This is a genomic window from Archangium violaceum (assembly GCF_016887565.1).
GTDB classification, from domain to species: domain Bacteria; phylum Myxococcota; class Myxococcia; order Myxococcales; family Myxococcaceae; genus Archangium; species Archangium violaceum_B.
In genome coordinates, this window is sequence record NZ_CP069396.1 from 4761752 (window position 1) to 4785412 (window position 23661).

26 protein-coding genes are annotated in these 23661 nt (G+C 69.2%); 17 read left to right on the forward strand and 9 right to left on the reverse strand.

Features of this window, described 5'->3' with window-relative positions:
• Window positions 1–9: 9 nt before the first annotated feature.
• The 5 genes from JRI60_RS19470 to JRI60_RS19490 form a co-directional block, all read right to left on the reverse strand.
• Window positions 10–954: a metallophosphoesterase family protein gene (locus tag JRI60_RS19470; RefSeq protein ID WP_204227360.1), complete on the reverse strand. Its 945-nt coding sequence runs from the start codon at window positions 952–954 to the stop codon at window positions 10–12.
• 12 nt (window positions 955–966) lie between these two features.
• Complete coding sequence (locus JRI60_RS19475) at window positions 967–2331, reverse strand: sensor histidine kinase (RefSeq protein ID WP_204227361.1); 1365 nt, start codon at window positions 2329–2331, stop codon at window positions 967–969.
• Between the two features lie 12 nt (window positions 2332–2343).
• Window positions 2344–3024 (reverse strand): response regulator, encoded by a 681-nt coding sequence (locus JRI60_RS19480; RefSeq protein ID WP_204227362.1) that lies wholly within the window; start codon window positions 3022–3024, stop codon window positions 2344–2346.
• A gap of 114 nt (window positions 3025–3138) precedes the next feature.
• Window positions 3139–3639 carry a hypothetical protein gene (locus tag JRI60_RS19485; RefSeq protein ID WP_204227363.1) on the reverse strand — a complete coding sequence of 167 codons (501 nt, stop codon included), beginning with the start codon at window positions 3637–3639 and terminating at the stop codon, window positions 3139–3141.
• Window positions 3636–4538 (reverse strand): hypothetical protein, encoded by a 903-nt coding sequence (locus tag JRI60_RS19490; protein ID WP_204227364.1) that lies wholly within the window; start codon window positions 4536–4538, stop codon window positions 3636–3638. The genes JRI60_RS19485 and JRI60_RS19490 overlap by 4 nt, the downstream gene beginning before the upstream one ends.
• Window positions 4539–4695: 157 nt before the next feature.
• Between JRI60_RS19490 and JRI60_RS19495 the strand changes: the two genes are divergently transcribed.
• Complete coding sequence (locus JRI60_RS19495) at window positions 4696–5277, forward strand: YceD family protein (protein ID WP_204227365.1); 582 nt, start codon at window positions 4696–4698, stop codon at window positions 5275–5277.
• A gap of 98 nt (window positions 5278–5375) precedes the next feature.
• On the opposite strand, the gene JRI60_RS19500 is transcribed toward JRI60_RS19495, so the two are convergent.
• Window positions 5376–6197 (reverse strand): mechanosensitive ion channel family protein, encoded by an 822-nt coding sequence (locus tag JRI60_RS19500; protein WP_204227366.1) that lies wholly within the window; start codon window positions 6195–6197, stop codon window positions 5376–5378.
• 339 nt (window positions 6198–6536) lie between these two features.
• Between JRI60_RS19500 and JRI60_RS19505 the strand changes: the two genes are divergently transcribed.
• Window positions 6537–8429 carry a glycoside hydrolase family 15 protein gene (locus tag JRI60_RS19505; RefSeq protein ID WP_204227367.1) on the forward strand — a complete coding sequence of 631 codons (1893 nt, stop codon included), beginning with the start codon at window positions 6537–6539 and terminating at the stop codon, window positions 8427–8429.
• A 96-nt stretch (window positions 8430–8525) separates the two neighbouring features.
• Here the strand turns inward: JRI60_RS19505 and rpmF are convergent, their stop codons facing one another.
• Window positions 8526–8714 (reverse strand): 50S ribosomal protein L32, encoded by a 189-nt coding sequence (gene rpmF, locus JRI60_RS19510; RefSeq protein WP_204227368.1) that lies wholly within the window; start codon window positions 8712–8714, stop codon window positions 8526–8528.
• 252 nt (window positions 8715–8966) lie between these two features.
• Here rpmF and plsX point away from each other — a divergent pair, with 252 nt between their 5' ends.
• The 10 genes from plsX to ribD all read left to right on the forward strand — a co-directional run bounded on the left by plsX (window position 8967) and on the right by ribD (window position 18084).
• On the forward strand, window positions 8967–10031 hold the full coding sequence (plsX, locus tag JRI60_RS19515; protein ID WP_204227369.1) for a phosphate acyltransferase PlsX: 1065 nt from the start codon (window positions 8967–8969) through the stop codon (window positions 10029–10031).
• A gap of 49 nt (window positions 10032–10080) precedes the next feature.
• A complete protein-coding gene (locus JRI60_RS19520) occupies window positions 10081–11064 on the forward strand; it encodes a beta-ketoacyl-ACP synthase III (RefSeq protein ID WP_204227370.1) in 984 nt (327 codons plus the stop codon).
• 27 nt (window positions 11065–11091) lie between these two features.
• Window positions 11092–12027 (forward strand): ACP S-malonyltransferase, encoded by a 936-nt coding sequence (fabD, locus tag JRI60_RS19525; protein ID WP_204227371.1) that lies wholly within the window; start codon window positions 11092–11094, stop codon window positions 12025–12027.
• Window position 12028: 1 nt separating this feature from the next.
• Window positions 12029–12775, forward strand: coding sequence for a 3-oxoacyl-[acyl-carrier-protein] reductase (gene fabG / locus JRI60_RS19530; protein WP_204227372.1), 747 nt, complete (start codon window positions 12029–12031; stop codon window positions 12773–12775).
• 105 nt (window positions 12776–12880) lie between these two features.
• Window positions 12881–13123 carry an acyl carrier protein gene (gene acpP / locus JRI60_RS19535; protein ID WP_204227373.1) on the forward strand — a complete coding sequence of 81 codons (243 nt, stop codon included), beginning with the start codon at window positions 12881–12883 and terminating at the stop codon, window positions 13121–13123.
• A gap of 75 nt (window positions 13124–13198) precedes the next feature.
• Window positions 13199–14455, forward strand: coding sequence for a beta-ketoacyl-ACP synthase II (fabF, locus tag JRI60_RS19540; protein ID WP_204227374.1), 1257 nt, complete (start codon window positions 13199–13201; stop codon window positions 14453–14455).
• 137 nt (window positions 14456–14592) lie between these two features.
• Window positions 14593–15042, forward strand: a complete 450-nt coding sequence (rpiB, locus tag JRI60_RS19545; protein WP_204227375.1) for a ribose 5-phosphate isomerase B — start codon at window positions 14593–14595, stop codon at window positions 15040–15042.
• A 35-nt stretch (window positions 15043–15077) separates the two neighbouring features.
• Window positions 15078–16334, forward strand: coding sequence for a serine hydroxymethyltransferase (gene glyA, locus JRI60_RS19550; RefSeq protein WP_204227376.1), 1257 nt, complete (start codon window positions 15078–15080; stop codon window positions 16332–16334).
• Between the two features lie 70 nt (window positions 16335–16404).
• Window positions 16405–16902: a transcriptional regulator NrdR gene (gene nrdR, locus JRI60_RS19555; RefSeq protein WP_204227377.1), complete on the forward strand. Its 498-nt coding sequence runs from the start codon at window positions 16405–16407 to the stop codon at window positions 16900–16902.
• A gap of 6 nt (window positions 16903–16908) precedes the next feature.
• Window positions 16909–18084, forward strand: a complete 1176-nt coding sequence (gene ribD / locus JRI60_RS19560) for a bifunctional diaminohydroxyphosphoribosylaminopyrimidine deaminase/5-amino-6-(5-phosphoribosylamino)uracil reductase RibD (RefSeq protein WP_204227378.1) — start codon at window positions 16909–16911, stop codon at window positions 18082–18084.
• A 10-nt stretch (window positions 18085–18094) separates the two neighbouring features.
• Here ribD and JRI60_RS19565 read toward each other — a convergent pair whose 3' ends face one another.
• The gene (locus JRI60_RS19565; protein WP_204227379.1) at window positions 18095–18493 is read right to left on the reverse strand and encodes a nuclear transport factor 2 family protein; all 399 of its coding nucleotides are present in this window, start codon (window positions 18491–18493) and stop codon (window positions 18095–18097) included.
• 81 nt (window positions 18494–18574) lie between these two features.
• Here JRI60_RS19565 and JRI60_RS19570 point away from each other — a divergent pair, with 81 nt between their 5' ends.
• Complete coding sequence (locus tag JRI60_RS19570; RefSeq protein ID WP_275439386.1) at window positions 18575–19069, forward strand: MarR family winged helix-turn-helix transcriptional regulator; 495 nt, start codon at window positions 18575–18577, stop codon at window positions 19067–19069.
• A gap of 9 nt (window positions 19070–19078) precedes the next feature.
• On the opposite strand, the gene JRI60_RS19575 is transcribed toward JRI60_RS19570, so the two are convergent.
• Window positions 19079–19576, reverse strand: coding sequence for a PilZ domain-containing protein (locus tag JRI60_RS19575; RefSeq protein WP_204227380.1), 498 nt, complete (start codon window positions 19574–19576; stop codon window positions 19079–19081).
• 143 nt (window positions 19577–19719) lie between these two features.
• Between JRI60_RS19575 and JRI60_RS19580 the strand changes: the two genes are divergently transcribed.
• The 4 genes from JRI60_RS19580 (at window position 19720) to JRI60_RS19595 (ending at window position 23628) form a co-directional block, all read left to right on the forward strand.
• Window positions 19720–20550, forward strand: a complete 831-nt coding sequence (locus tag JRI60_RS19580; protein WP_204227381.1) for an SH3 domain-containing protein — start codon at window positions 19720–19722, stop codon at window positions 20548–20550.
• Between the two features lie 320 nt (window positions 20551–20870).
• Window positions 20871–21995 carry a hypothetical protein gene (locus JRI60_RS19585; RefSeq protein WP_204227382.1) on the forward strand — a complete coding sequence of 375 codons (1125 nt, stop codon included), beginning with the start codon at window positions 20871–20873 and terminating at the stop codon, window positions 21993–21995.
• A 138-nt stretch (window positions 21996–22133) separates the two neighbouring features.
• Window positions 22134–22334: a ferredoxin gene (locus JRI60_RS19590; RefSeq protein ID WP_239470612.1), complete on the forward strand. Its 201-nt coding sequence runs from the start codon at window positions 22134–22136 to the stop codon at window positions 22332–22334.
• 34 nt (window positions 22335–22368) lie between these two features.
• On the forward strand, window positions 22369–23628 hold the full coding sequence (locus JRI60_RS19595; protein WP_204227384.1) for a cytochrome P450: 1260 nt from the start codon (window positions 22369–22371) through the stop codon (window positions 23626–23628).
• Window positions 23629–23661: the final 33 nt, after the last annotated feature.

Genomic DNA, 23661 nt, shown 5'->3' on the forward strand with positions numbered 1-23661 from the left:
CTCGGGGCGTCAGCCGTCCAGGTCCGTCACGGTGGACAGGGGCAGGGGCCCGTCCTCGGTGGACGGGGGGTGGCCTTCATCGCCCACCGCCTGCTTCAAGAGCGGAGGCGTCACCACCGGCAGCTCGATGGTGGGGGTGTGGGTGATGGCGGAGGAGCCGGGGGGCGGGCGCAGCACCGGGCCGGGGGGCGGCAGGCCCGAGTGACGGCGCGCCGCCTCCATCAGTGCGTGGTGGTGGCGGTAGCGCGCCTCGACGAGCTTGTGGATGAGCAGGGGTCCGCCGGGGACGCGGCGCGCGGTGAGGGCCTGGGTGGCCTTGCGCACCGGGTAGCGCACGCGGCGGATCTGCACGCGCCAGCCCTTGGGCGTGAAGGTGAAGACGCCGTAGGCGGGGCGGAGATCTCCATCCCGGGGGATGCCGGCGCTGGCTACGTCCGCGATGAGGAGCCGGCCCACGCGGCGGCGGTAGGGGAAGTGCAGGTGGCCGAAGGCACACGCGGCCGCGTCCAGGTTCTGGAAGTAGCGGCGGATGGTGTTCTCGTCCAGCGTGGGGTCCAGCGAGTCCTCGAGGTTGCGCGGGTTGGCGTGGCAGACGAAGAGGTCCTGCCCCTTGCGCGGCGAGTAGCGCACCGAGAAGGGCATGGCCCCCAGGCGCTTGAGCCACGGCTCCCCGAGCTGATCCCTCGTCCACTGGAGCAGCTCCGTCTTCCAGTGGTCGCGCTCGCGGTAGGCCCCGCCCAGGTAGTGACCGGCGAGGTAGCAGTCGGTGTTGCCCATGAGGACCGCGTCACAGCGATCGAAGAGCAGCTCCACCGTCTCGCGCGGGTGCGCGCCGCGAAGGGCGAGGTCTCCGGCGGCCACGACGTAGTCGGGCGCGACGCGGGCGATGTCCTCGAGGACGGCCTCGCAGGCGGGGAGGTTCCCGTGAATGTCGGCGAGGATGGCGACCCGCATGGCCGCCCCATCCTAACCCGCCGCCGTCGCCGTGGGCACAGACACTGGAAGGAAAATCGTGAAGGTAGAGCCCTCGTTCGGCTGGCTCTCGACCTTCACCTCGCCCCCCATGGCGCTCAGCAGGTGCTTGACGATGGACAGGCCCAGGCCCGTACCCCCCATGTCCCGGCTGCGTCCCTTGTCTACCCGGTAGAAGCGCTCGAAGATGCGGGCCAGGTGCTTGGGCTCGATGCCCACCCCGGTGTCCCGGACGTGCACCACGCACCGCCCGTCCTCCTGGCTGGCCGTCACGAACACCCGGCCCCCCTCGGGCGTGTACTTCACCGCGTTGTCCAGCAGGTTGAGCAGCACCTGCTCCAGCCCTCGCTCGTCTCCTCGCCCCACCAGCCCCTGGGGGACGTTCAGTTCGAGCGTAATGTTCTTGCCCTGCGCCTTGGGCCGGACCACCTCGGCCGCCCGGGAGGCGGCCACCGCCAGCGGCACGTCCGTCACCTTCAGCGTCACCTCGCGGGACTCCAGCCGGGACAGCTCCAGCAGGTCCTCGACGAGCTCCGAGAGGCGCTCGGACTGGCGGTGGATGATGTCCACCATCTTGGGCGCCACGTTGGGGTCCTTCAGGGCGCCGCCCTGGAGCGTCTCGGCGTAGCCACGGATGGCGGTGATGGGGGTGCGCAGCTCGTGGGAGACGTTGGCGACGAAGTCCTTGCGCACCTTCTCCAGGTGGCGCAGCTCGGTGACGTCGTGGAAGACGGCGGCGCTGCCGGGCAGGTCCTTCCCCAGCGGGGTCACCCGGATGGCGAGCGTGCGGGGGAAGAGGCCCTCCAGTGCCAGCTCGAGGCGGGTGGAGGCCCCCTCGCGGCAGGCGCGGGTGACGGCCTCGTTGAGCACGTCGTTGCGCAGCAGCGCGAGGGGACGCTGGCCGACGATGTGCCCGGCCGTCTGGAGCATGCCGCGCAGGGCGTCGTTGTGGCGCACCACGGTGCCCTCGGCGTCTGTCACCCAGAGGCCCTCGGCCATGCCGTCCAGCACGGCGGTGAGGATGCGGGCCTCCTGGTCGAGCCCGGCGTTGCGCACGGAGAGCTGGTGGTGGAGCGAGTCGATGGCGCCCTTCAGGTTCGCTACCTCCTCGAGCCGGTCGTTCTCGTCCTCGCTGCTACCCGGGGAGGGGGAGCCCTCGGCGCGGGTGCGGACCTGGCGGGCCAGGGTGAGGATCTGCCGCTTGAGCGCGTCCCGGCTGGCCACCAGCGTCAGCGCGGAGGCGGTGAGGGTGGCGAGCGACACGTAGACGGCGTCCATCCTCCAGCCCAGCAGCAGGAAGAGGATGAGCGCCGCCAGGGCGGGCAGGAGGAGGGGAAGCAGGAAGAGGCGCGGGGGCATCGGGCCGTACCGTCAGGGAGGGCTGAGCTTGTAGCCCACGCCGCGGACCGTCTCGATGATGTCGCCCGCGGGGCCGAGCTTCTCGCGCAGGCGCTTGATGTGCGTGTCCACCGTGCGGGTGTGGATCTCCGCCTGGATGCCCCAGACGTCGGAGAGGAGCACCTCGCGCGTCTGCACGCGATCGCCGCGCTCCAGCAGGGTGCGCAGCAGGCGGAACTCCAGCGCGGTGAGGACCACCTCCTGGCCCTTCACCCGCACCTGGTGGCGCGAGGTGTCGAGCTGGATCTCCCCGGCGGACAGCTGGGCCGAGGGCCCCTCCTCGACGTCCGCGCGCCGCAGCACCGCCCGGACCCGCAGCATCAGCTCGCGGACGGAGAAGGGCTTCACCACGTAGTCGTCCGCGCCCTGCTCCAGGCCCTGGATGCGGTCGGACTCCTGGCCCTTGGCGCTGACGATGATGACCGGCACCTTGCGCAGCTCGGAGTCGCTCTTGAGCAGGCGCAGCACCTCGCTGCCCGCCAGGTCCGGCAGCATCAGGTCCAACAGGACGAGGTCAGGCACATGGGCGCGGGCCTTCGCGAGACCACTCGCTCCGGTGCCCGCTGCCTCCGCCTCGAATCCCGCGGCCCGGAGGTTGTACTCCACCAGTCCCGCCAGGTCCTGCTCGTCCTCGATGATCAGGATGCGCGCCATCGTTCCTCTCGAACCCCAGATTCTTTCCCGTGCCCTAGCAGATCGACCGTGGCGGGTGCATGACGAGGATGTGACGCCTGGGTGACAAGGCGTGTCCGCCCGCCCGGCGGCCACTCAGGGGGCGAAGGTTGGATCGCACTCGCCATTGGTGAGGGAGATGGCGGCGGCGATGAGCGGCTCGTTGCGGGTGGCGCTCACGGATTCCAGGTAGTTGCAGGAGCTGCCCAGGAATCGCGGCGGGTTGGAGCGCGAGAGCGCTTCGATGACGACGACGTAGTCGCGGCCCACCGGGATGTCCACGGTCAGCTCCTGGGCACCGCCCTGGAGCCCCACGTCGAAGCGCAGGGCGCGCGCCTTCTTGCCATCCGGCCCCTGGAGGACGAGCGCCTCCTCTTGTTCCACCTGCTGGTTGAGGCAGGAGCGCTGGAGGTCGCCGCACCGGCGCGACCGGCCTTCGGGGAGCACCACCACCTGGAAGGCACCCAGCTCATCGGCGACGGCCCGATCGATGAGCACGTCCAGGCCGAGCCGGGCTCCGGACGAGGGAGGTTCCGCCCCGCAGCCGGCGGCGAGGGTGGCACCCAGCAGGACGAGGAGGGAGGGACGCGAGCTCATGGATTGACGCGGATGGTGATGGGGACGCGGCCCCGTTCCTCGGAAGTGGCATAGACGACGGCGCCGGCGGTGCCCGCCACGGCCACCGCGCCCACGGCCACCCAGAGCCACGGGCTCTTGTACCAGGGACGCTCGCCCACGGGGGCCACCGCCGTGCCTTCCTGGGCCACCTGGAAGACGAGCGGGTTGAAGGTATCGCCCCGGCCCGCCAGCCGGCGCTGCGCCGCGTCCACCACCTCGAAGTAGTACTCCACCTGATAGGCGGTGCGGGCGGCGGGCAGCTCGTAGGCGGGGATGGTGGCGACGTAGCGCTCCTTGTCGGCCCGGTCACGAGCGAAGTCCACCGAGCTGTACGCCTGGGCCCCGGCGCGCCGGTAGAAGAGCCGGGCCCGCGCCCCGAGCGCCATGTCCTCGATGCGCGCCACGGCGACCACCGGCTCGCCTCCGGCCACATCGGGCAGAGGGTCCACCTGGAGCGTGACGGGGCGGACCCGGCGGTTCTTGATGTCCTCCTTGATGCGCGCGTAGAGCTGGCGGATCTTCGGAGGCGCGGTGCGCGGCAGCTCGTAGTCGGGCCGGGCCTGGAGGAGCATCTCGTAGGCCTCGCGTGCCCGCGCCTCGTCGCCCAGGTAGAGGGCGGTCAGGCCGAGCAGGCGGTAGAGCTCCACGAGCTGGTCGTCGGTGACGTCCGGCGCGTCGAGGCCGGACTCCAGCGTCTTCACCGCCTCCTCGAACTCGCCGTTCTCGATCTGCTCCTGCGCGCGGGCGATCTCCGGCCGGGCGGGGGCCACCTGGAAGAGGAGGGGAGGTGGGAACAGGGGGCGGGCGAGCGAGGCGCCGGGCGACAGCAGGCTCGCCAGGAGCAGGCCCGCCACCAGGCGATTCAGCGAGGGGTACATTGGCACCCACCCTAGCAGACGGCCGAGCGGGCCTCCAATGAGAGGACGGTCCCGCAACGGTGACGGGCCGGTGACATCTATTGGAGTTCGGACGCGTTGACTGCGGGGGAGCACCTCCCCATGATGCGCGCCCCTTTTTGGATAGGAAGCCAGGTAGATGCTCGTAAAGATTGAAGAAATTCGCGACGAAGGGCTCAAGATCAATGATCGGATGAGCCTGGAGCTGCTCGAGGCCGCGCTCGAGGGCTCTGGCTTCCGGGCCACCGAGCCCCTGGCCTTCTCGGCGAACTTCCGCAAGGTGAGTGGCGGCGTGCTGCTCGAGGGCAAGTTCACCGAGCGCGTGGTGGCGGAGTGCAAGCGCTGCCTCACGGAGTCGAAGCTGGAGCTGCCGGTGAGCTTCACCCTCAACCTCGTGCCCGAGTCGCTCGCCCGTGGCACGGACGTGTTGGACGAGGACGAGGTGGAGGAGAAGGAGCGGAACCAGGGAGAGACCGGCGGCTCGTTCGCCATCGATGACGCGGACGAGGAGGTGTTCGACGGCAAGGTGATCGATCTGGATCCCATCATCCGGGAGCAGGCGCTGCTGGCCCTGCCGATGAGCGCCGTGTGCCGCGAGGACTGTCAGGGGCTGTGCACGCAGTGCGGCCAGAACCTCAACGAGAAGCAGTGCGGTTGCGACACGAAGTTCGTGGATCCCCGACTCGCGGTGCTCAAGAACATCAAGCTCCAGAAGAGCTGAGCCGGTGCCCTGGGGGCCCGGAAGCACGGAGGCCGCCACCTCGTGAAGAGGGGCGGCCTCTCGTGTTTCGAGCCTGGGCGCGGAGCGCCGCCGCGGCCTCAGCTGGCCTTGGAGACGAGCTGTTGGGCGGTCTGCGCGGGGACGGCGTAGCCGGCGGACAGGAGGATCTCCTCGACGGCGAGGGCCACGGCGCCCGACGCCGCTCCCGCCAGGGAAGGCTTGGCCCACACCTGGACCGCCAGCACGGGCCCGAGCGCGGTGAACTCCGCCACTCCGACGGAGGGGGCGGGCTGCTGCAGCACGTCGGGCACCACCGAGATGCGCTCCTTCAGGGCATTCATCAGTCCGAACACGTCACCGCCGTGCTGCAGCGGCACCTTGATCGTGACCTGACGGTGGGGGTGATGGGTGAAGTTGATGATGTTGTCGCCGAACAGCCGGCTGTTGCCCACGGAGATGCGCAGGTTGTCGGGGGTGTCGAGGGTCGTGGCGAACAGGCCGATCTCCTGCACCAGGCCGGTGACGCCGCCCGCGGAGATCTCATCGCCCACCCGGAAGGGGCGCAGCACGAGCAGGAAGACGCCCGCGGCGAAGTTGGACAGCAGGCCGGACCAGGCCGTGCCGATGGCGATGCCCGCCGCCGCCAGCAGCGCGGCGAACGAGGTCGTCTCCACCCCCATCAGGCCCAGGATGGCGATCAGCAGGAGGATCGTCAGGGAGCCGGTGAAGAGCGACTCGATGTAGCGGATGAGCGTGGCATCCAGCTGGCGCTTCTGCAGGCCGAGGTTCAGCACGCGCCGGAAGCCGTTGATGAGGGTACGGCCCACGAACCACAGCACCAGCCCACCGACTACCTTGATGAGGAAGGGCACGGCCTGCGTGAGAGCCAACGACTTCAACTGTTCGATGAGGGCATCCATGATGTTCGAAAGGGTGTTGCGTTCTGGGAGTGGTGAAATTGTGACGGGGGCGGATGCGCCAGACCTTAGTGAAGCGGATCGGAATGCGCCATGGGGCGGCAACTGCACGGGGTGGGCCAGGGGTCGTCCCACGCGCAACCCCGCGGAGGGACGGGCCTCGGGCCCGGTGCCGCGGTAGGAGGCGCCCGTGTCGACACGTCGGCTGACATGTCCGGCCCGTGGCGCTGACGTGTCAGCGGGGGGCGCGGGACATTCCCGGGGTGGCTGCCCGGCTGGTGACCAGTCGGGCTGACCCCTGGGCCGCGAGGGTCCCTACCTTGGCCTGAGAGGGAATCGAGTATGGACCTCTACAGCGCCGCCAAGCGGATGACCCGGCCGTTCCGATTCTCGAATCCGGCCTCCCACCGGGAGGTGTCCCTGGCCAGCCGGGGGCTGATTGGCGATGGGATTACCTGCGCCCTGGTCCGCCCCGATGGCGTCATCGACTGGCTCTGCTTTCCCCGCTTCGACAGCCCGAGCGTCTTCGCGGGCCTCCTCGATGAGGTGAGGGGGGGCTTCACGGGAATCCTCCCGGCCACCTGGCCCTTCGAGAGCCTGCAGCGGTACGACCCGGACACCAACGTCCTGGAGACGCTCTTCCGGGTCGAGCGCCAGGGCGTCGTCCGGCTCATCGATTACATGCCCTGGACGAATGATCCGCGCTCCACCATCCACGAGGTGCACCGGCGCATCGAGTGCGTCGAGGGCTCGCTGGAGCTGAACATCATCTTCGACCCGCGGTTCAGGTACGGGGAGTCGGAGACGCGAGTGACGCGCGAGGAGCATGGGCTGGTCGCGCATGGGGCGCGCGGCGAGCGGATGGTCGCGGTCCTCAGTGGCGAGGTCCAGTGGGAGCCCTATGGCGCGTCGGGCCTGCGCACGCGCATCCGGCTCGACACGGGGGAGCGGCGCTGGATGGTGCTGGGCTGGGACGCGGAGCGGCCAGCGCCCATCGCCGCGTACCGTCCCTTCGAGCAGCTCCGGGCCACGCGTCAGGCCTGGCGCGAGTGGTCCCGGCAGTTCCGGTACGAGGGGCCCTGGCGGGACAATGTCCTGCGCTCGGCGCTGGCGCTGAAGCTGCTGATGTACGCGCCCACCGGTGCCATGGTGGCCGCCCCCACCACCTCGCTCCCCGAGTGGATCGGCGGGCCACGCAACTGGGACTACCGCTTCAGCTGGGTCCGCGACGCGGCCATGGCCGTGCGCGCCACCAACCTGATCGGCTACCCGAACGAATCACGGGAGTTCTTCTACTTCGTGCGCGACACGTTGAAGCACGGCGACCCCCTCCAGGTGATGTACTCGCTGGATGGGGGCCCCGTGCCAGAGGAGCGGATCCTCTCGCACCTGGTCGGCTTCCAGGGCTCGACTCCGGTGCGGATCGGCAACGCCGCGCGCGATCAGCTCCAGTTCGACACCGCTGGCGCGCTGCTCGACGCCGCCTACCTCTACGAGCGATTCGGTGGCCGGCTGCCACTGCGCACCTGGAGGCTCCTGAAGGCGGTCATCCTGACGACCGCCCGCCGCTGGCGCGAGCCGGATCACGGCATCTGGGAGCCGCGCCGGGAGATGCGCCACAACGTGCACTCCAAGCTCATGTGCTGGCTGGCGCTGCATCGCGGCCGGCACCTGGCCCGGCTCTTCGCCGAGCCGGACCTCCTGAAGGCCTGTACCCGCGAGGCGGAGCTCATCCGGAGCGACATCCTCCGCCATGGCGTGGACCCCTCGGGGAAGCACTTCGTGGGCGCCTACGGGAGCAACGAGCCGGATGCCGCGTTGCTGCTGCTGCCCATCGTGGGGTGCTTCGAGGCGAGAGATCCGCTCGTCCAGGGGACCATCGACTGGCTGCGCGAGGAGCTGAAGGCTGGCCCGTTCCTCCGCCGCTACCGGACGGACGATGGCTTGACGGGGCCGGAGGGGGCCTTCCTGCTGTGTGGCTTCTGGCTCGCCGAGGCGCTGGCGCTGGCCAACCGCCTCGAGGAGGCCGAGAAGGTCTTCGTGGTGCACGCCGAGGCCGCCAACCACCTCGGGTTGCTCGCCGAGGAGGTGCATCCGCTCACGCGCGAGCAGCTGGGCAACTTCCCCCAGGCCTTCAGCCACCTGGGGCTCATCAACGCCGCGGCGCGCATCGACCTGGCGCTCCGGATGCGGGACGAGGGCCAGAGCGCGCCCCCCTATCTGGTCGACCCCTGACCGGCTCCATGCCGAGAGGCCCAAAGCACAAAGGCCGCCCCTCGTGGGAGGGAGCGGCCTTCTTGCCTTCCAGCGGAGCTGGACGGACGCCGAGGCTCAGGCCTGGGCGCCGGGCACCGTCTCGCGGCCCTTGTAGAAGCCGCACGCCGCACAGGCGCGGTGCGGAAGCACCGGCTCCTTGCAGTTGGCGCACTGGATCACCTGCACGGCGCTGCGCAGGTTGTTGTTGGCCGCACGGCGGCGGTCACGACGCATCTTGGAAGTACGCTTCTTGGGAACACCCACGGCTCACCTCTATATCGTCACGGTCCGCGACCCCGGGTTTCCCCTCATGGTTCAGACCGGCAAAAGCTCGGAAGGCGGCGGACCCTAGCCGCTCACCGCGTGTGAGTCAACGCGCGAGAGCAGGGTATCGCCACGTTCCCTGCAAACCCCGGCCCGGTGGCCGGCATTCTTATGTCCACCACCCCATAGGTGTCCACCTGCTTGCTCTCCGGGCTCCCGAGTCCGGGGCGTCCATGGAAGGATGCGCCGCCCATGAGGCTCGTCCTGGATGCCATGGGAGGTGACCATGCCCCCGAGGCGCCCGTACAGGGTGCCCTCCTGTTCGCGCGCGAGCACCCGGAGCACGAGGTGGTGCTCGTGGGGGACCTGTCGCGCCTGCGCGAGCCCCTGGCCCGTGCCGGCGGACCCCCCGCCAACGTGCGCCTCCACCCCGCCTCGGAGGTGGTGGAGATGGAGGATCACGCCCTCTCGGCCATCCGCCGCAAGAAGGACTCCTCCCTCCGGGTGGGCTTCGAGCTCGTCCGCCGGGGCGAGGCCGACGCGCTGGTGTCCGCGGGGCACTCGGGGGCGGTGATGGCGGGGGCGCTGCTGGTGCTGGGCCGCATCCCCGGGGTGGAGCGCCCGGCCATCGCCACCCTGCTGCCCACCATTGAAGGAGGCGGCCGCTGTCTGCTGCTGGACGCCGGGGCCAACGTGGAGTGCCGGCCCGTCCACTTCGCCCAGTGGGCGGTGCTGGGGGCCGCCTACGTGCGTTCCCGCCTGGGCATCGAACGCCCGCGCGTGGCGGTGCTCTCCAATGGTGAGGAGCCCTCCAAGGGCACGCCCCTCACCCGCGAGGCCTGCGCGCTGCTGCGCACCTCGGATCTGGACTTCGTCGGCTATGTGGAGGGGAAGGATCTCTTCTCCGGGGATGTGGAGGTGGTCGTCACCGACGGCTTCACCGGCAACGTGGTCCTCAAGGCGTCCGAGGGCGTGGCGGCGGCCGTGACGGGGCTCCTGCGCTCGGCCATCGAGCGCCGGGGGGGACTGCCGGAGAAGCTGGGCGCGCTGCTACTCCAGCCCACCTTCGCCGGCCTGAAGAAGATGATGGACTACGCTGAGTATGGGGGCGCGCCGCTGCTCGGCATCCAGGGGGTGGGCATCGTGGCCCATGGCCGCAGCTCGCCCCGAGCGGTGCAGCAGGCCCTGGAGGCCGCCCTTCAGACGGCCCAGGCGGGATTGAGCGCCGAATTGACGCGATGCATCGCGGAAGCCGCCGCCTGGCTCCCTGCCCGACAGAGGGGAAAGGGGGCGACAGAAGAGGCTCTTTCCGATTAGAGAGCGCGCGCGAGGCGTTCGTGTCGGGAACCCCCACAGGGAGCCCCTCTTGGCACGCACGCAGATCATCGGAACCGGCTCGTACGCACCGGAGAAGGTCCTGACCAACGCCGACCTCGAAAAGCTCGTCGACACCACGGACGAGTGGATCACCGAGCGCACGGGCATCCGCAAGCGCCGGGTTGCCGCGCCGGGCGAGACCACCAGCGACATGGCCGTGCATGCGGCCAGGCGTGCGCTGGAGATGGCGGGCGTGCGTCCGGAGGAACTGGGGCTCATCGTGGTGGGCACCGTCACACCAGACATGCCCATGCCGTCGTGCGCCGCGGTGGTGCAGGCGAAGCTGGGCGCGAAGAACGCATTCGCCTTCGACGTGTCGGCGGCGTGCTCCGGCTCGCTCTATGCCCTCAGCGTGGCGGACCAGTTCATCCGCACCGGGCAGGTGAAGCGCGCGCTGGTGATTGGCGCCGAGATGCTCAGCCGCACCGTGAACTGGGAGGATCGCAACACCTGCGTGCTCTTCGGGGACGCGGCGGGCGCCATGGTGATCGCCCCCACCGAGGACGAGGCGCGCGGGCTGCTCTCCACGCACCTCTATACGGACGGCTCCTTCGCGGAGATCCTCTGCATCCCGGGCGGCGGCACCAGCAAGCCCGCCTGCGAGGAGGTGCTGAAGGAGAAGCTGCACACGCTGCACATGAACGGCCGCGAGGTCTTCAAGTTCGCGGTGCGCGCGCTGGCGGACTCCACCGTCACGGCCCTCAAGTCCAATGGGATGCATGCCCGGGACGTGGATCACGTCATTTCCCATCAGGCCAACATCCGGATCCTCGAAGCCGTGCTACAGCGGCTGGAGCTGCCGGTGGAGAAGTGCTGGCTCAACCTGCACGAGTACGGCAATACGTCCTCGGCGTCGCTGCCCATGACGCTGGACGAGGCCAACCGGGCGGGTCGGCTGAAGAAGGGCGACGTGGTGGCGATGATGGCCATTGGCGCGGGGATGACGTGGGGCAGCGCGGTGATGCGCTGGTAGAGACCATTCAGGGAGGGAGCAGGAAGCATGTCGAAGATCGCGTTCGTCTTCCCCGGACAGGGCAGCCAGGCTGTCGGCATGGGGAAGGACCTGTACGAGAAGTTCCCCGAGGCGCGGGCCGTCTTCGAGGCGGCCGACGAGGCGCTGGGTGAGAAGTTCTCCCAGATGCTGTTCGAGGGCCCCGAGTCGGCGCTCAAGCTGACGGCCAACACGCAGCCAGCCATCCTCACGGTGTCGGTGGCGGCGCACGCCGTCTTCTCCAAGCGCGGGCCGGCGCCGGCCTTCGTGGCGGGGCACTCGCTGGGCGAGTACTCGGCGCTGGTGGCGGCGGGCTCGCTGCAGCTGGCGGACGCGGTGCGGGCGGTGCGTGCCCGTGGCACCTTCATGCAGGAGGCGGTCCCCGAGGGCGTGGGCGCCATGGCGGCCATCCTCGGCCTGCTGCCGGACAAGGTGAAGGCGGCCTGTGATGAGGCGGCGCAGGGGCAGGTGGTGTCCCCCGCCAACTACAACTCGCCGGAGCAGACGGTCATCGCCGGCCACGCCCAGGCGGTGGAGCGGGCCGGGGCGAAGTGCAAGGAGCTGGGCGCCAAGCGCGTCATGCCCCTGCCCGTGTCCGCCCCCTTCCACTGCGCGCTGATGGATCCGGTGAAGCCCCGCCTGGGCGAGGTGCTGGCGAAGGTGAAGGTGTCCGCCCCGTCCGTCCCCGTGGTGACGAACGTGGAGGCCAGGCCCAACGCCGACGCCGCCCGCGTGGTGCCGCTGCTGCTCGAGCAGGTCAGCTCCCCGGTGCGGTGGATCGAGTGCATCGAGGCGCTCAAGGCCGAGGGCGTGACGCGCATCATCGAGCTGGGCCCCGGCAAGGTGCTGAGCGGGCTCACCAAGCGCATCACCAAGGACGTCGAGTCGTTCAACGTGGAAGACGCCGCCAGCCTGGAGAAGGCTCTCGCGGCACTGGGGGCCTGAGATGAGCGCGTTCAAGGACAAGGTGGTGTTGGTGACGGGTGGCTCGCGGGGGATCGGCCGCTCCATCGCCGTGGCGTTCGCGAAGCAGGGGGCCACCGTGGTCATCAGCTACGCGGGCAACGAGGCCGCGGCGCAGGAGACGCTGGGCCTCATCCAGGCGGCCGGGGCCAAGGGCGAGTCGGTGCGCTTCGACGTGGCGGACACCGCCGCGTGCGCCAGCACGGTGGAGGGCATCGTCAAGACGCACGGCCGGCTGGACGTGCTCGTCAACAACGCCGGCGTGGCCGTGGACGGCCTGGTCATGCGGGTGAAGGACGAGGACTGGGACAAGCAGCTGGACACCAACCTCAAGGGGGCCTTCGCCCTCATCCGAGCGGCCAGCCGCCCGATGATGAAGCAGAGGGGCGGGGCCATCATCAACCTGACCTCCGTGGTCGGCGAGATGGGCAATGGCGGACAGGCGGCCTACTCGGCATCCAAAGCGGGTCTCATTGGACTCACCAAGTCCGTGGCCCGGGAGCTGGCCAGCCGCAACATCCGGGTCAACGCCGTCTCCCCGGGCTTCATCGGCACGGACATGACGTCCCACCTGGAGGGGGAGACGCGGGAGAAGATGCTGGCCGCCATCCCCCTGGGCCGGCTGGGGTCCCCCGAGGACGTGGCCAACGCCGTCCTCTTCCTGGCCAGCGACACCGCCGCCTACATCACCGGAGAGGTTCTGAAGGTGAATGGCGGCATGTACATGTAGCCAAGGGTTGGATCAGGGTCGGGCGTGGGATATACCGCGCCCGCATTTACCCAGGTTCGGGGAGTACACCGGACCGCCACGTGGTTCCTGGAGGGTTCAATACCTATGTCGACTTCTGCTATCGAGGCCAAGGTCAAGTCCATCATCGCGGACCAGCTGGGCGTGGGCGAGGAGGAGATCAAGCCGGAGTCCTCGTTCATCGAGGATCTGGGCGCGGACAGCCTCGACATCGTGGAGCTGGTGATGGCGATGGAGGAGGAGTTCGAGGTCGAGATCCCCGACGAGGAGGCCGAGAACATCAAGTCCGTCGGCGACGCCATCAACTACATCAACACGCACAAGAAGTAGGCATCACCGGTAGGGCCGGGGAGCGCTGGTCCCCCAGCGTTCCATGGCAGTAGCGCGTATCGAGTGGAGAGCAACGTGTCAAACCGTCGAGTCGTCATCACCGGAACCGGCCTCATCACGGCGCTGGGTACGGGCACCGAGAAGAACTGGCAGGCGATGCTCGCCGGTACTTCGGGCATCGCACCCATCACCCGTTTCGAGGTGGGGAAGATCGATACCCGCTTCGCCGGCGAGGTGAAGGACTTCCAGCCCGAGCAGTTCATCGACAAGCGCGAAGTGCGCCGGATGGATCTGTTCGCGCAGTACGCGCTGGCGGCGGCCGACATGGCCGTCAAGGAGAGTGGTCTGCCCATCGGGCCGGACGCTCCCCATGGCTACGCGCAGGAGAAGGTGGGCGTCATCGTCGGCTCGGGCATCGGCGGCATCTCCTCGCTGGAGGAGCAGCACCGCAAGGGCCTGGAGAAGGGGTTCGACCGGCTGTCGCCCTTCTTCATCATCCAGATGATCATCAACATGGCCCCGGGCCTCATCTCCATGCGCTACGGCTGCAAGGGGCCCAACTGGTCGCCGGTGTCGGCCTGCGCCACCAGCGCCCACGCCATTGGCGAGGCGTGGAAGTCCATCCGCCTGGGTGAGACGGACGCGGCGATCGCGGGCGGAGCCGAGGCGGCCATCACCCCGCTGGGGATGGGTGGCTTCTCGGTGATGAAGGCGCTGTCGACGCACAACGAGGATCCGACCAAGGCCAGCCGCCCGTTCGACAAGGAGCGCGACGGCTTCGTGATGGGCGAGGGCGCGGGCATCGTGGTGCTCGAGGAGCTGGAGCACGCGAAGAAGCGCGGCGCGAACATCCTGGCGGAGCTGGTGGGCTACGGGGCGAACTCGGACGCGCACCACGTGACGGCACCTGCCCCCGAGGGCGAGGGTGCGGCGCGCTGCATGCGGCTGGCGCTGGCGTCGGCGGGGATGAACCCGGAGGAGGTGGGGTACATCAACGCGCACGGCACCTCGACGCCGTTCAACGACGCGAACGAGACGAAGGCGATCAAGACGGTCTTCGGGGCGCACGCGAAGAAGCTGGCGGTGTCGTCGACGAAGTCGATGACGGGCCACATGCTGGGAGCGGCGGGAGGAGCGGAGGCGGTGATCAGCGCCTTGACGCTGCTGCGCGGAATCATCCCGCCGACGATCAACTACACCACGCCGGATCCGGACTGCGATCTGGACTACGTGCCGAACAAGGCGCGGGAGCAGCGTGTGGACGCGGCGATGAGCAACTCGTTCGGCTTTGGCGGAACGAACGCGGTGCTGTTGTTCAAGCGCTTCAAGTAACACCCCTCTCCCGCCGGGAGAGGGACGGGGTGAGGGTAGAGCGGACCGAGGAGTGATGCCCGTGTCCGCCCCCTCTCCCGCTGGGAGAGGGCTGGGGTGAGGGTCAGCCCGGTCCGAGTGGAACAGGGAGGGCGAACGTGAAGCTCATCATCGCGTCGGACCATGCGGGACTGGAGCTGCGCCGCGAGCTCGTGGCCCTCCTGTCGGAAAAAGGCATCACGTTCGACGACGTGGGCCCGACCACGAATGCATCGGTGGACTACCCGGACTTCGCGAAGAACGTCTCGCGAGCGGTCGCCGAGGGCCGTTACACACACGGAGTGCTGGTGTGTGGAACAGGCATCGGGATGAGCATCGTGGCGAACAAGTACCGGGGTGTGCGCGCGGCGCTGTGCACGACGGAGTTCGAGGCGCGGATGGCGCGAGCGCACAACGACGCCAACGTGCTGTGCCTGGGCCAGAGGGTGGTGGGGTTGGGGGTGGCCTGGAGCATTCTCGAGGCCTTCCTGGCGACGCCGTTCGAGGGCGGGCGGCACCAGAAGCGCGTCGACAAGATTCGCGAGGCCGAGTCCGAGAACGGACGCTGAGGCCGGCAGTTCCTACCCGAGGGAGGACCGCATCCATGGAGAACATCCGTAAGCTGGCCGAGGTCGATCCGGAGATCGCCAAGGTGGTACTCGAGGAGACGCGGCGCCAGGAGGAAGGCCTGGAGCTGATCGCCTCGGAGAACTTCGTGAGCCCGGCCGTGATGGAGGCGATGGGCTCGGTGCTGACGAACAAGTACGCCGAGGGCTACCCGGGCAAGCGGTACTACGGGGGCTGCGAGGTGGTGGACGTGGCGGAGAACCTCGCCATCAACCGGGCGAAGGAGCTCTTCGGAGCGGACTACGTCAACGTGCAGGCGCACTCGGGAAGCCAGGCGAACATGGGCGCCTACATGGCGCTGATGAAGCCGGGTGACACGCTGCTGTCGTTGGATCTGAACTCGGGCGGCCACCTGACGCACGGGGCGGCGTTCAACTTCTCCGGCAAGCTCTACAAGATCGTCCACTACGGGCTGACGCGGGACACGGAGACGCTGGACTACGCGCAGGCGGCGGCGCTGGCCAAGGAGCACAAGCCGAAGGTGGTGGTGGTGGGCGCCTCGGCGTACCCGCGCACGATCGACTTCGCGAAGTTCCGGGAGATCGCCGACAGCGTGGGCGCGGCGCTGATGGTGGACATGGCGCACATCGCCGGCCTGGTGGCGGCGGGGGTGCACCCCTCGCCGGTGCCGGTGGCGGACATCGTCACCTCCACCACGCACAAGACGCTGCGTGGTCCGCGCGGAGGCCTGGTGCTGAGCAAGGAGCAGTACGGCAAGGCGCTCAACAGCCAGATCTTCCCGGGCATCCAGGGTGGCCCGCTGATGCACGTCATCGCGGCCAAGGCGGTGGCCTTCCGCGAGGCGCTCACCCCCGAGTTCAAGGCGTACCAGCGGCAGATCGTCGCCAACGCCCAGGCGCTGGCCGAGGCGCTCAAGCGCGGGGGCCTGCGGCTGTGCTCGGGCGGTACGGACAACCACCTGATGCTGGTGGACCTGCGGCCGAAGAACCTCGTGGGCAAGGTGGCCGAGGAGGTGCTGAACAAGGCCGGCATCACGGTGAACAAGAACATGATTCCGTTCGACCCGGAGAAGCCGACGGTGACGTCGGGAGTCCGGATCGGCACGCCGGCCGTCACCTCGCGAGGGATGAAGGAGGCGGAGATGGCGACCATCGGCGCGTTCGTGGTGGAGGCGCTGGACAACGCCTCGGACGACAAGCGGTTGGCCCAGGTCCGCGGGCGCATCCAGGAGTTCACCCGGAGCTTCCCGCTCTACGCCTCGCGGCTGAAGTAACCGAGCTCCCTCTCCCTCTGGGAGAGGGTCGGGGTGAGGGTCTTCCCCCTCACGCCCGTGTCCCGAAACCATGCGCTGCCCCTTCTGCCAGGACGCCGAGAACAAGGTCATCGACTCGCGCGAGTCGCACGAGGGGTCCGTCATCCGCCGGCGGCGTGAGTGCCTGCAGTGCAAGCGGCGCTTCACCACGTACGAGCGGGTAGAGGAGCTCTACCCGCTCATCGTGAAGAAGGACGGGAGGCGGGAGACGTTCGACCGGGACAAGCTGCTGGCGGGGCTGAAGAAGGCCTGCGAGAAGAGGCCGGTGTCGGCGGACCAGCTCGAGGAGACGGTGGTCGCCATCGAGCGGCTGTTGCAGGGGATGGGCGAGAAGGAAGTGCCCTCGTCGGTCATCGGCGAGGAGGTGATGCGCCGGCTGCACGGGCTGGACGAGGTGGCGTACGTGCGCTTCGCCTCGGTGTACCGGAGCTTCCGGGACATCTCCGAGTTCATGGAGGAGCTGAAGGATCTGCTGTCGGACCGGACGCGGGAGCTCAAGCCGCCGAAGCCGGCGGGCAAGGATGGTTGACGGGCGATGCGGCTCTTGACGCGAGCGCGGATGCAGGCCAGGCGGACCCCGCGGGCGAAGCGGGCGGCGGACTTCGATCGGGCGGTGGCCGAGTTTTTCATGCGCCTGGCGCTGGAGGAGGCGGCCAAGGGACTGGGACGGACGAGCCCCAACCCGGTGGTGGGGGCGGTGCTGGTGAAGGGCGGCCGCATCGTCGCGCGCGGCTACCACCGGCGGGCCGGTACGGCGCACGCCGAGGTGGTGGCGCTCGAGGCGGCGGGGAGCAAGGCGCGCGGGGCGGACCTCTACACGACGCTGGAGCCGTGCGACCACTACGGGCGCACCCCGCCGTGCAGCCAGGCCATCCTCGACGCGGGCGTGCGCCGGGTCTTCGTGGCCTCGTCGGACCCCAACCCGAAGGTGAACGGCAAGGGCGTGGCGCGGCTGCGGCGCGCGGGCGTGGAGGTCGTCACCGGCGTGCTGAAGGACGAGGCCGACAAGCTCAACCGGCCCTTCTTCAAGGCGGTGAGCACGGGCCTGCCCTACGTCACGCTCAAGGCGGCGGTGACGCTGGACGGCAAGCTGGCCACGGCCACCGGGGACTCGCGCTGGGTGACGGGTGAGCAGGCCCGCGCGTGGGTGCACCGGCTGCGCGATCAGGTGGACGTCATCCTCGTGGGCGCCAACACCGCCCGGCAGGACAATCCCCAGCTCACCACCCGGCTGCCCGAGGGCGGAGGGAAGGATCCGGTGCGGGTGCTGGTGGACTCGCACCTGCGCCTGTCCCCGAAGCTGACCGTCTTCACCCAGCGCTCCCCGGCGCGCACCGTGGTGGCCACGCTGGAGGACCCCGCCGACCGCAAGGCGAAGCGCTTCCTCGCGGCGGGCGTGGACGTCTGGCGGATGCCCGAGAAGGACGGGCGGGTGGACATCGAGGCGCTGATGCGCCGCCTGGCGAAGGAGGGCCTCAACCACGTGCTGGTGGAGGGTGGGGCGGAGATGTACGGCTCGTTCCTCCGCGAGGAGCTGGCGGACGAGCTGCTCCTCTTCGTCGCTCCCAAGCTGATTGGGAGCGAGGGCCTGTCCTGGTCGGGCTCCCTGGGCGTCAAGCAGATGGCGCGGGCGCTCACCGTGAACACGCCCTCCTTCGAGCAGGTGGGCGAGGATCTGCTCCTCCGGGCGCGGCTGCGGAACGCGAAGTGACGGCGCGGGCCTAGAACGGCTCGAAGCAGTCGTAGTTGCGCAGCGAGGTGATGCGCCCGTCGCGCAGCGTCATGAACATGGCGAGCGAGGCGCGCATCGTGCCTCCCGCGGGCAGGGAGCCCACCGGCACCTTGAGCGTGGCGCTCCAGTCGACCTCGAGCGCCACGGTGTCTCCCTCCGCCACCGCGTGGCGGATGTCGTAGCGCTGCGAGGACACCGAGTGCTGGCCTCGCTCCGCCGATTCGAGCAGGGCCTTCAAATCCCTCGTCTTCCCCGACGGCGTGAGCCGGTTGGGGTACTCGCGCTGGGAGACCTCGGGGTGGAAGAAGGCGGCCAGCGTCTCGCCGGTCGCTCCCTGCTCGATGGCCCTCAGGTAGCGGCGCGCGGCCTCCAGATTCGTCGTCGACATGTGCTGCCTCCCGTCTGATGCACAACCAGGGTTGCACAACTCAATTTGCACAACCTGGGTTGTGAATGCAAGCTTCCCCGCATGACACGTCGGACGGACGCCGCGGCGGTGCGGCTCGACTCGCTGGACCTGGGGCACCTGGCCCTGTTCGTGGGAATGAGGGTGAACGACCTCGTGCTCGAGGAGCTGCACGCGGCGGGCTTCACGGGCCTGCGTCAGGCGCACGGGTACGTCTTCCAGCACCTGCTGGGAGGCGCGAGGTCGATTGGAGAGCTCGCGGGGTTGCTGGAGGTGACACAGCAGGCGGCGTCGAAGACGGTCGCCGAGCTGGAGAAGCTGGGCTACGTCGAGGAGGCCGGGTCCGACGACGCACGCGTCCGCCGGGTCCGTCTGTCGGCGCGCGGGCAGGCCGCCGTGGAGCGGAGCCGCTCGCTCCGGGCCGAGCTCGAGAAGCGCTTCGAGCGCCTCCAGGGGCGTCGCGCCCTCGAGGACGCGCGGAAGCTGCTGGGGGAGGTGCTCGAGTCGCTGGGAGGCGCGGAGGCCGTGCGGACCCGGCGGATCCGCTCCCCGCGCTGAGGACCCCGCTCAGGCCGCGATGTAGCCGAGCGCCAGGTCGAAGATGAGCATCTCCAGCCGCTCGTGGTCCTGCTCGCCCAGGTCCGTGAAGTGGAAGGAGACCCGGCGGGGACCCTCGGGGGCGGCGGAGGCGATGGCGACGACCCGGGCGCGGCCCACCACCGGCTCCTCCTCCTGTCCCGGCAGCCACAGCACGAAGCCGCCGAGCTCGTCCTGGGCGGGAGTGCCGGCCAGCATGCAGGAGAAACCCCCCGAGGAGATGTCCAGGGTGCGGCTGCGCGCCGAGCCCGAGCGGAAGCCGATGTCCACGGGCATGCCCTTGGGGACGCGGAAGTTGCGCCGGGCGGCCGCTCCCGCCTGGAGTTTCTGCCCCTGGGCGGCCAGCAGCGTGCTCGCGAGCTGCTCACGCGCCTCCAGGTAGAGCACGCGCTCCTCGGTCGTGTGCAGCTTCCGGCGCGCACGCTCGTGAAGTTCTCGGAAGCTCGCCAGCCACGCGGAAAAGTCCATGGGTCCTCCAAGCATCCATTCTAGCGTGCTTTTCCGGACAGAAGTGGGACTGGATTAATCTTGCTATCCAGGTCTTTAAGAAAAGGCTATTAATACGACTTTCCCATCTTTCTCCCTCGCGATCCCGCGGGATGGAGGTCCGTATGAGCAGCCAGAGCAGGAGCGGTCATCCCATGAAGTGGCTGGTGGTGCTGGCGGTCGTGGCGGCGGGTTGCGGCGGCGGAGCGTCGTCCGTGGAAAGCGTCGAGCTGAAGGGCGCCGACGAGGAGCTCGGCACCAGCGCCAACGCGCTGACGGGCTGTGTCACCGCCGGCGCGAGCCTCCAGACGACCACGGACCTGAACCTGCGGAGCGGAGCCGGGACGAGCTACGGCATCCTGCTGACCATGCCGGGCAACAGCATCGCCAAGGAAGCGGGCGGGGGCTGTCCCACGAGCGGCTGGTACAAGGTTACCTACAGTGGCGTCACGGGCTGGGCCTCGGGCACCTACCTCACCCTGGTGGCCAGCTCCTCGACGGCGCGCGACGCCGCCGTGACGCGTGCCCAGGGCGCCATGGGCTTCTCCTACTGGTGGGGCCACGGTGCCTGGAAGTCTGGCGCCTCCGTGGGCTCGTGCTCGGGCAACTGCCCCAGCTGCACGCACAGCGGCTCGTACGGCGCGGACTGCTCTGGCTTCCTCGCCAAGGCGTGGGTGGTGCCCAGCACCAACAGCAACGTGTCGGTCGACTCGCACCCCTACGGCACCATCCACTTCAACGTCGACTCCAGCCAGTGGACGACCATCTCCCGTGACAGCCTGCTGAAGGCGGACGCGCTCGTGTACAACCAGGACGGCGCGGGCCACACCTTCCTCTACGAGTCGGGGGATGGCTGGGGCAGCATGTGGGCCTACGAGTGCAAGGGCTGCGCGTACGGCTGCGTGCACAACCTCCGCACCGCCACCACCACCTACCACGCCATCCGGCACTTCTAGTGGACATGGTCGTGTTGCGCATGCTCCCTCTCCCTCTGGGAGAGGGCGGGGGGTGAGGGTCGTCACCCTCGTGTTCCTCGCCCGGCTTGCATCGCGGGACGCAACCGCCCCCCTCGCCGTCGTCTGTGAACTCCCATGGGGTCATGCGCTCCAGGGGGAAGACCCTCACCCTAGCCCTCTCCCAGAGGGAGAGGGGACATCCACGGGCCCTCGGACCTTGTCCAAGGACTTCGTGGACACTCCACCAGCCCCGCCGAGGCTCGCGCTCCGGCCGTCGTGGGGTCCACCGCATCACCCGGTATCTTGGAAGGGTAGGGGTCATGGAGTCGCGCAAGCGCGCTGGCGTCGTCATCCTGGGTCTCGTCGTCCTCGCGCTCGGCATCGCGTTCGTGACGGCATGGTCGAGCGGCAAGGGCCACCCGGATTCCGCCACGAGCCCGGATGAGCCGGCGGCCTCGGCGGCCCAGGGGGGTGGTGCCAGCGCCACGGCCTCGTCGGGAGGCAAGGGCGGCGGACGGACATCAGGTGCCTCCCGGTCCGGTGATTCATCCAGGCCCCGCGAGGTCCTCGCGGAACTGGGTTGGGGCACCGGAGACTCCCAGCTCGGGCGCGAGCGTCCCCAGGAGGGCAACCCCGAGGCGCCCATGTCCCTGGCGGTGTCACCGCTCGGGGACGTCGTGGTGTTGGATCAGGTCAACGGCCGGCTCGTGAAGCTGAGTCCGGACGGCAAGGTCACCGGCACCACGCCCCTCACCCAGCAGACCCCGCAGGACGTCGCCGTGGCGAAGGACGGAACCGTGGTGGTGCTCGACCGGTTGCGGGACAAGACCGTGGCCATCATCGACCCCTACACGGGTGCGCTCAAAGGGGACCTGCCGGTGCAGGGCGAGGGCATCCCCAATCCCGGCGGCATCACCGGCACCTTCGTGGATGGGGACTCGGTGTACGTCGAGCGCGAGCACGGCGCGCTGATCCGCATCGGCGACCTCTCGGGCAAGGTCGACACCACGCGCCCGGAGATTCCCGGCCGCCCCACGCGCGACGGCCGCGCCTACATCCTCGCGCGCATCATCGACGGCCCGAGCGGCCGCCTCTTCCTCAACGTCGTGGATCGCCAGTCGGGCCAGCACCGCTACACCCGCGAGTACCGGCTGCAGTTCCCGCTGATGTTCATCACCCTGCTCGACTCCGACCGCGCCGGCATCATCTACCTGGCCGTCGCGGGCGAGCTGCCCACCGGCAAGGCCAGTCCGGCCACCGAGCACGCCGTGCGGCTCTTCTGCGTGGATCCGCTGGACGGCAAGGTCATCGGCCAGGCCGACCTGCCCCTCAACACCCTGCCCGAGGAGACCTTCCGGGACTTCACCGTGCTCGACGAGGGCGGGATCCTCTACCAGTACCGCACCGAGTCCGGCGTCTCCCTGCGCCGCGCCGACTGCCGGTAGGGCGGAGCGGAGCTCGCCTCCCGCACGGCTTCTCCTCCAGGAGTCCCAGTTCGTCGGGTTTTTCCGGTTGCTGGACGGACCTCGGCTTGTTACCTTGCCCCTGATTTTTGATTGATAAAATCGTCAATCAAAAAGGAGATGAGCGTGAAGATCGTGGTCGATTGGGATCGCTGTGAGGCCAATGGCGTGTGCATGAACGTGGCGCCGGAGGCCTTCAACCTGGACGACAAGGACACGCTGCACGTGCTCACGGAGAACGTGACGCCCGAGCTGCGAGCCAAGGTGGAGAAGGCCGTGCGTGATTGCCCGCGCCAGGCGCTCTCCCTGTCCAACGACTGACCCCGCGCAGTACCCCTCGAAAAGGAGTTCATCGATGTCCGGCAACCCGACGAACCAGAGTGAGACCCGGCCCGCGGTGCAGTTCAATCCCTACGCGCCCGGCTATGACGTGAATCCCTATCCCGCGCTCGAGAAGCTGCGGACGGAAGCGCCGCTCTTCTACTGGGAGCAGGGGCGCGGCTGGCTCGTCACCCGGTATGAGGACGCGGTGGCCGTGCTCCGCGATGGCCAGCGGTTCTCGCCCAACCGGGAACACTGGGAGTTCGCCGCCTCGCTGGGCGCCTCCGCGATCGTCCCCGAGCTGGCGGAGCTGAACAAGAACGGGCTGTTCGCCCTGGACGCGCAGAACCACGCTCGCGTGCGCAAGCTCGTCAGCCCGGCGCTCACCCCGCGCGCCATCGAGCGGCTGCGCCCGGAGATCCAGGCCATCGTCGATGAGATCCTCGACGGCGTGGCGGCCAGGGGCCGGATGGACGTGGTCAACGAGTTCGCCGAGCGCATCCCCGCGCGTGTCATCGGCTCCATGCTGAAGATCCCCAAGGGTCGCGAGGAGCTGTTCCAGGACTTCACGAACGCGGTGGTCAAGAACTTCCTCCCTGGCCTGGTGACTCCCGAGGAGCAGGAGATCCTGCGCGGACACATCCGCGAGGGGCTCGCCCTGGTGAGCGAGACGATCGAGGACCGGCGCCGCAACCCGCTGGAGAACGACATCATGACCGCGCTCATCCAGACGGAGGAGCAGGGGGACAAGCTCAACAAGCAGGAGCTGCTCTCGCTGGTGTCCGCGCTCATCGTGGGAGGCTTCGAGACCACCATCCACCTGATTGCCTTCTGCACGTACAACCTGCTGCAGCGGCCCGAGGTGCTCGCCCAGGTGAAGAGCGAGCCCGAGCTGTTCAAGAACCTGATCGAGGAGGTGCTGCGCTTCGACAACTTCGGGAAGATGGGGATCGCCCGCTACGCCCTGGAGGACGTGGAGCTGGGCGGGGTGCGCATCAAGAAGGGCCAGATGCTGCTCATCATGCTCAACAGCGCGCTGCGCGACGAGAGCACGTTCGACAAGGCGGATGCCTTCGATATCCGGCGCAACACGAACGTGAGCATCGCGTTCGGTCACGGGGCGCACTACTGCATCGGAGCGAACCTGGCGCGGCTCGAGGTGCAGATCGCCGTGGGCACCCTGGTGCGCCGCTTCCCGGAGCTGCGGCTCGTGAAGCAGCCCTCGTTCGGACCGCACCCCGTCATCCGCCGGATGGAGGCGCTCGAGGTCGACCTCCGCTCGCCCTCGGCGTGACGCTGTCATTTCCTCGTGAATGAGCACGAGGCG